We start from the raw sequence: 4,772 nt of genomic DNA, 5'->3' as shown, positions 1-4,772 counted from the left end.
TAGAAAGCCCAAACACCGCAATCGCGACTTGGGTGCAGGCTGAACGCAGACGACGCGGAGTGGGCCGAGCGGCATGGATGCCGCGAGAGCGCCGCTAGGACATGGATGTCCGTTCGGCGCGCGCGCACGGAGCGTCGTCGGAGTGAGGGTATCGCGACGGAGGAGGGACCTAACCAGGAGCAAGCACCTTTGGTTACTTGGGGTGCTTTTCCAAGTAACTCGCCGAAGGCGAAACGATCTGCCGTTAGGCAGATGTTTTTGATCTTCGTGCTTTTCGAATCCTCTGCCGTTAGGCAGATGCTCTTGATCCTGAAAGCCAAGTAAAAGCTAACGATTTGCCACGCCTCACAAGGGCTGCTAAAACTCAAGCGTCTGGCGCTGTTTCATACAAGGAATTTGCCAATGTCAGTTACCTCCGAACGCTCCAAAGATGGCCAAGAGCTGACCATCACCATCAAAGGACGCTTCGACTTCTCGAAGCACCAGGACTTTCGTGGCGCCTACGAAAAAGAACACGAGGCCAAACGCTATACGGTTGACCTGAAAGACACGACCTACCTCGACAGTTCAGCGCTCGGTATGCTCCTCCTGCTGCGCGACCATGCCGGCGGCGAAAGAGCCGAAGTCCAGTTGGTCAACTGCACCGCCGACGTCCACAAAATCCTCACCATCTCCAGCTTCTCCAAACTCTTCAAAATCGCCTGATGATCTCGCCTGCCTCCGATCGCCTGACGGTCCTCATCGCTGATGACAACGTCAGCGACCGGATGCTCCTGTCCGCCATCGTCAGCCGCCAGGGCCATGACGTCCTGACCGCCAGCGACGGCGCCGAAGCGGTCGGGCTGTTCGAGCGTCGGCGGCCGCAACTGGTGCTGATGGACGCCATGATGCCGGTCATGGACGGCTTCGAAGCGGCGCGCCAGATCAAGACTCTCGCCGGGGACGCGCTGGTCCCGATCATCTTCCTGACGTCACTGACCGAAGGCGAAGACCTTGCCCGTTGCCTCGACGCCGGCGGCGACGACTTCATTGCCAAGCCCTACAACCAAGTGGTACTGGCCGCCAAGATCAACGCCATGAACCGCCTTCGCGTGCTGCAGGAAACCGTCCTGCACCAGCGCGACCTGATCACCCGCCACCATAAATACCTGCTCAACGAACAGCGCGTGGCCAAGGCGGTGTTCGACCAGATCGCCCACTCCGGGTGCCTGAGTTCGCGCAACATCCGTTACCTGCAATCGCCCTACGCGCTGTTCAACGGCGACCTGCTTTTGGCTGCGTGGTCGCCGTCCGGCAACATGCACCTGCTGTTGGGGGATTTCACCGGCCATGGTTTGCCGGCGGCGGTGGGCGCGATGCCGCTGGCCGAGGTGTTCTACGGCATGACCGCCAAGGGGTACGGCTTGTCCGAAACCCTGCGGGAGATGAACGCCAAGCTCAAGCGCATCCTGCCCGTCGACATGTTCTGCTGCGCCGCGTTGCTGTCCCTGAACTTCAAGCAGCAGCTGGTCGAGGTCTGGAACGGCGGCCTGCCGGATGGTTACCTGCTGCATGGCGACGACCGGCCGCACACGCCGCTGATTTCGTCCAACGTGCCCCTCGGTGTCTTGAGCGCCGGCAGCTTTGACGACAACACCCAGGTGTATCCCTTCGGCCCGGGGGACCGGGTGTTTCTGCTGTCCGACGGCGTGGTCGACAGCACCGGCCAGGACGGCGAACTGTTCGGCGCCCGGCGTCTGCAGAATGTGCTGGTGAGCAACCGCAACCCGGCGCTGCTGATCGAAGAAGTGCAGTGGGCCCTGGCGCGCTTTCGCGGCCAGGCGCGGGACGATGTGAGCATGGTCGAAGTGGCCTTCACCGAGCCTGACTTGCTTGGCCCGCCCTCGGTCATCTATACCGACAGTGGCGATTCCAGCCCGCTGGATTGGTCCGCGTCGTTCGAGTACCGCGCGGCAACGCTCAAGCGCTTCAACCCGCTGCCGTATCTGTTGCAACTGCTGCAGGAGGTACATGGCTTGCGCATGCAGAGCAGCGAGCTGTATATCGTGCTGTCGGAGTTGTACAGCAACGCGCTGGAGCATGGCGTGCTCGGGCTCGACTCGGCGCTGAAGCGCGACGCCGCAGGTTTTGGGCTTTACTACCAGCAACGCGCCGAACGCCTCGATGGTCTGGTGGACGGTTTTATCCGCATCGATTTCCAGATCGTCCCGGACGGCGAGGGCGGTCGCCTGACGGTGCGGGTGCAGGACAGCGGTGCGGGTTTCGATTCCGATCGCGTGCTGGCGCTGCCGCCTGCGGTCACCCAATTGTCCGGGCGCGGCCTTGCGCTGGTCCGGCAGCTCAGCGACCGCTGTCGGTGGTCCGATGATGGCCGGACGGCCAGCGTGGAATTTGCCTGGGAGGGTCTGGCATAATCCCCGCGTCTTGATCAAGGAGTGAACAAGTGTCGAATAATCCTGTGGACTTCCACGTGCTCAGCACGCTGCGTGACGTGATGGAAGCTGAATACCCGGCGCTGCTGCAGGTGTTCATTTCCGATTCCATCAATCGGGTCAACGACATGACCCTGTTGTTGCGTGACCCTTCCTTCACTGCCTCCTCCAGCGCCTCGTTGCAACGCCTCGGCCTGATGGCCCACAGCTTCAAAGGCAGCACCGGCAACATGGGCGCCACGCATTTGTCAGAACTGTGCCTGCAACTCGAAGAGCAGGGGCGCGGCATGGTGACAGCGGATGACGCCCGGATAAGGCGTCTGGTGTTCGAGATCAAAGAGGAATTCTGCGCCGTCAGGAAAGTTTTCGAAGACGAACTGCAGCTCTGCCACGCCAGCCACTGAGCCGGGTGTTCCCCTCCGGCTTTCTGCCTCGGACTCACGTTTAATCCAGCCTCTCTCGCTACCTGGCCCGCCATTTGCTTTGTCTCTCTGTAATTGTGCTCTTGCGGAGATTCACATGGCGCTCGCCACCAACCCATTACTGACGGCTTTGACAGCGGCCAAAGCCCAGAAAGCCGGGAATAATGCCCCGACCAAGGCGCCGGAACCCGTCAAGCACAGCAGTTCCAGCTTTTCTGACGTATTCGCCAGGCAGGCACCGGTCAAGTCTCACGGTGCGGATAATCCGGCGCCCAAGCCGGCAAGCGCCAAGAGTTCGGCAGCCGACGACAAGCCTGCCGCCAGCCATACGTCTGCCGCCGCCGACAAGACCGTTGCCGATAACGGCAATGGCTTGCCTGCCAAGCCGGTGAACGGCAAGGCCGACGATGAGGCCGGCGCGGGCAAAGGCGATGCTCACGACAAGGATGACGGCACTGACGATCCGAAAGACCCGACCCTCGCGGATGCGCCGCCGGTAGACCCTGTGCCGGACCCGACACTGGCCGTCACGCCGCCGGTTCAAGAGCCCGTGGCCGTCGCGCCTCCCGTTCAGCCAGTGGTAGATCCGGCGCTTCTCGCCGGCACGCTGCCCGTGATGCCGCCGCCTGCGGTGCAGGCGCCGACCGCTGCAACCGACGCAACCGACGCCGCCGGCGACGATTTCGATCCGTACGCCGATCCGCTGGAAGGCTTGACCGCTGTGCAGGTCGCCCTGGAAAACAAGGCCCAGCAGACGGCGCAGAACAACGGTGTGCAGGGCGACGGCAAAGGTGGGGGCAAGCAAGACCCGAACGCCGATCCTTCGCAACTGTTGGCCACCAACCTGGCGGCGCTGGGCGACCAGCCTGTGGACAAGAGCACCACCGAAGGCGGCGGCGACAAAGCCTTCAGCGGCTTGCTGGCTGACGGCCTGAAAGACGTGAAGGCCGCCACCAGCGATACGCGAGTGGACAACTTCGCCGATCGACTGGCGGCCTTGTCCCAGGCCGCGCAAGTGAAAAACACGTCGACGTCGGCCCCGGCCACGCCATTGCTCAATCAGCCATTGGCGATGAATCAGGGGGGATGGACTGAAGGCGTGGTCAACCGTGTGATGTACCTGTCGAGCCAGAACCTCAAACAGGCGGACATCCAGCTGGAGCCCGCTGAACTGGGCCGTCTGGACATCCGCGTCAATATGGCGGCGGACCAGCAGACCCAGGTCACCTTCATGAGCGCCCACGTTGGCGTGCGTGAAGCTCTGGAAAGCCAGATGTCTCGCCTGCGCGATTCCTTCGTCCAGCAGGGCATGGGCCAGGTCAACGTCAACGTCTCTGACCAGTCTCAGGGCTGGCAGCAACAGGCTCAGCAGCAGTCTGGTGGCGATGGTCAGCGCAACGGCGGCGGCAGCCGCGTCAACGGTGCCAGTGGCAGCGACCTCATCGCCGACGGTGCTCCGGTGGACGCCGCCTCGGCGGCTGCCAGCGCACCGCTGACCGTGGTGGGTTCCAGCGCGGTGGACTATTACGCCTGAATACGCCCTGCCAACGCTTGGGCGTTGTCAGTCGCGGCAAGGGGTTAGCGGCAAGCTGCAAGTAAAAATGGGATCAAGGGCGGTAGTGCATGGGAGACCTCGGTTTCTCGGGCTCTGCCGCCTTTTGCTTTTACTTGCCGCTCACCCCTTGCAGCTTGCGGCTGCCGTTCTGGCACAACCCTTGCTCTTCCTCTGTCACGCAACACCGAACCCCTTGGATAGTGACGGATTATTGGCATGGCGAAGAGTGACGACGCAGCAGTGGCGGACCCTGCAAAAAAGGGCAAGTTGAAAGTCATCATCCTCATTGTGGTGGGGCTGCTGCTGGCCATTGGTGTGTCGGTAGGCGCGACCTGGTTCATCATGCACAAGGCCGAAAGCCTG

Annotated in this window: 4 protein-coding genes and 1 pseudogene; all 5 read left to right on the top strand. The window is 62.3% G+C overall.

The genetic code is table 11. The features are described 5' to 3' along the window. Positions 1-402 precede the first annotated feature (402 nt). Entirely contained in the window at positions 403-705 is a 303-nt protein-coding gene (locus tag QMX88_RS28780) for an STAS domain-containing protein (protein WP_192174143.1), read from the top strand. Continuing rightward, a complete protein-coding gene (locus QMX88_RS28775; RefSeq protein WP_282373638.1) occupies positions 705-2,414 on the top strand; it encodes an ATP-binding SpoIIE family protein phosphatase in 1,710 nt (569 codons plus the stop codon). The genes QMX88_RS28780 and QMX88_RS28775 overlap by 1 nt, the downstream gene beginning before the upstream one ends. Before the next feature lie 29 nt (positions 2,415-2,443). Further along, entirely contained in the window at positions 2,444-2,836 is a 393-nt protein-coding gene (locus QMX88_RS28770) for an Hpt domain-containing protein (RefSeq protein ID WP_282373637.1), read from the top strand. A gap of 115 nt (positions 2,837-2,951) precedes the next feature. Further along, the gene (locus tag QMX88_RS28765) at positions 2,952-4,388 is read left to right on the top strand and encodes a flagellar hook-length control protein FliK (RefSeq protein ID WP_282373636.1); all 1,437 of its coding nucleotides are present in this window, start codon (positions 2,952-2,954) and stop codon (positions 4,386-4,388) included. A gap of 237 nt (positions 4,389-4,625) precedes the next feature. Beyond that, positions 4,626-4,772: pseudogene (locus QMX88_RS28760) on the top strand (flagellar basal body-associated protein FliL); the annotation flags it as partial.

This window comes from Pseudomonas sp. PS02290 (assembly GCF_029960075.1).
Lineage (GTDB): Bacteria > Pseudomonadota > Gammaproteobacteria > Pseudomonadales > Pseudomonadaceae > Aquipseudomonas.
This window is presented reverse-complemented; position numbering and strand designations above follow the sequence as displayed.

Coding starts and splice junctions, on each gene's coding strand:
- QMX88_RS28780 (WP_192174143.1), top strand. CDS start 403: ATGTCAGTTACCTCCGAACGCTCCAAAGATGGCCAAGAGCTGACCATC.
- QMX88_RS28775 (WP_282373638.1), top strand. CDS start 705: ATGATCTCGCCTGCCTCCGATCGCCTGACGGTCCTCATCGCTGATGAC.
- QMX88_RS28765 (WP_282373636.1), top strand. CDS start 2,952: ATGGCGCTCGCCACCAACCCATTACTGACGGCTTTGACAGCGGCCAAA.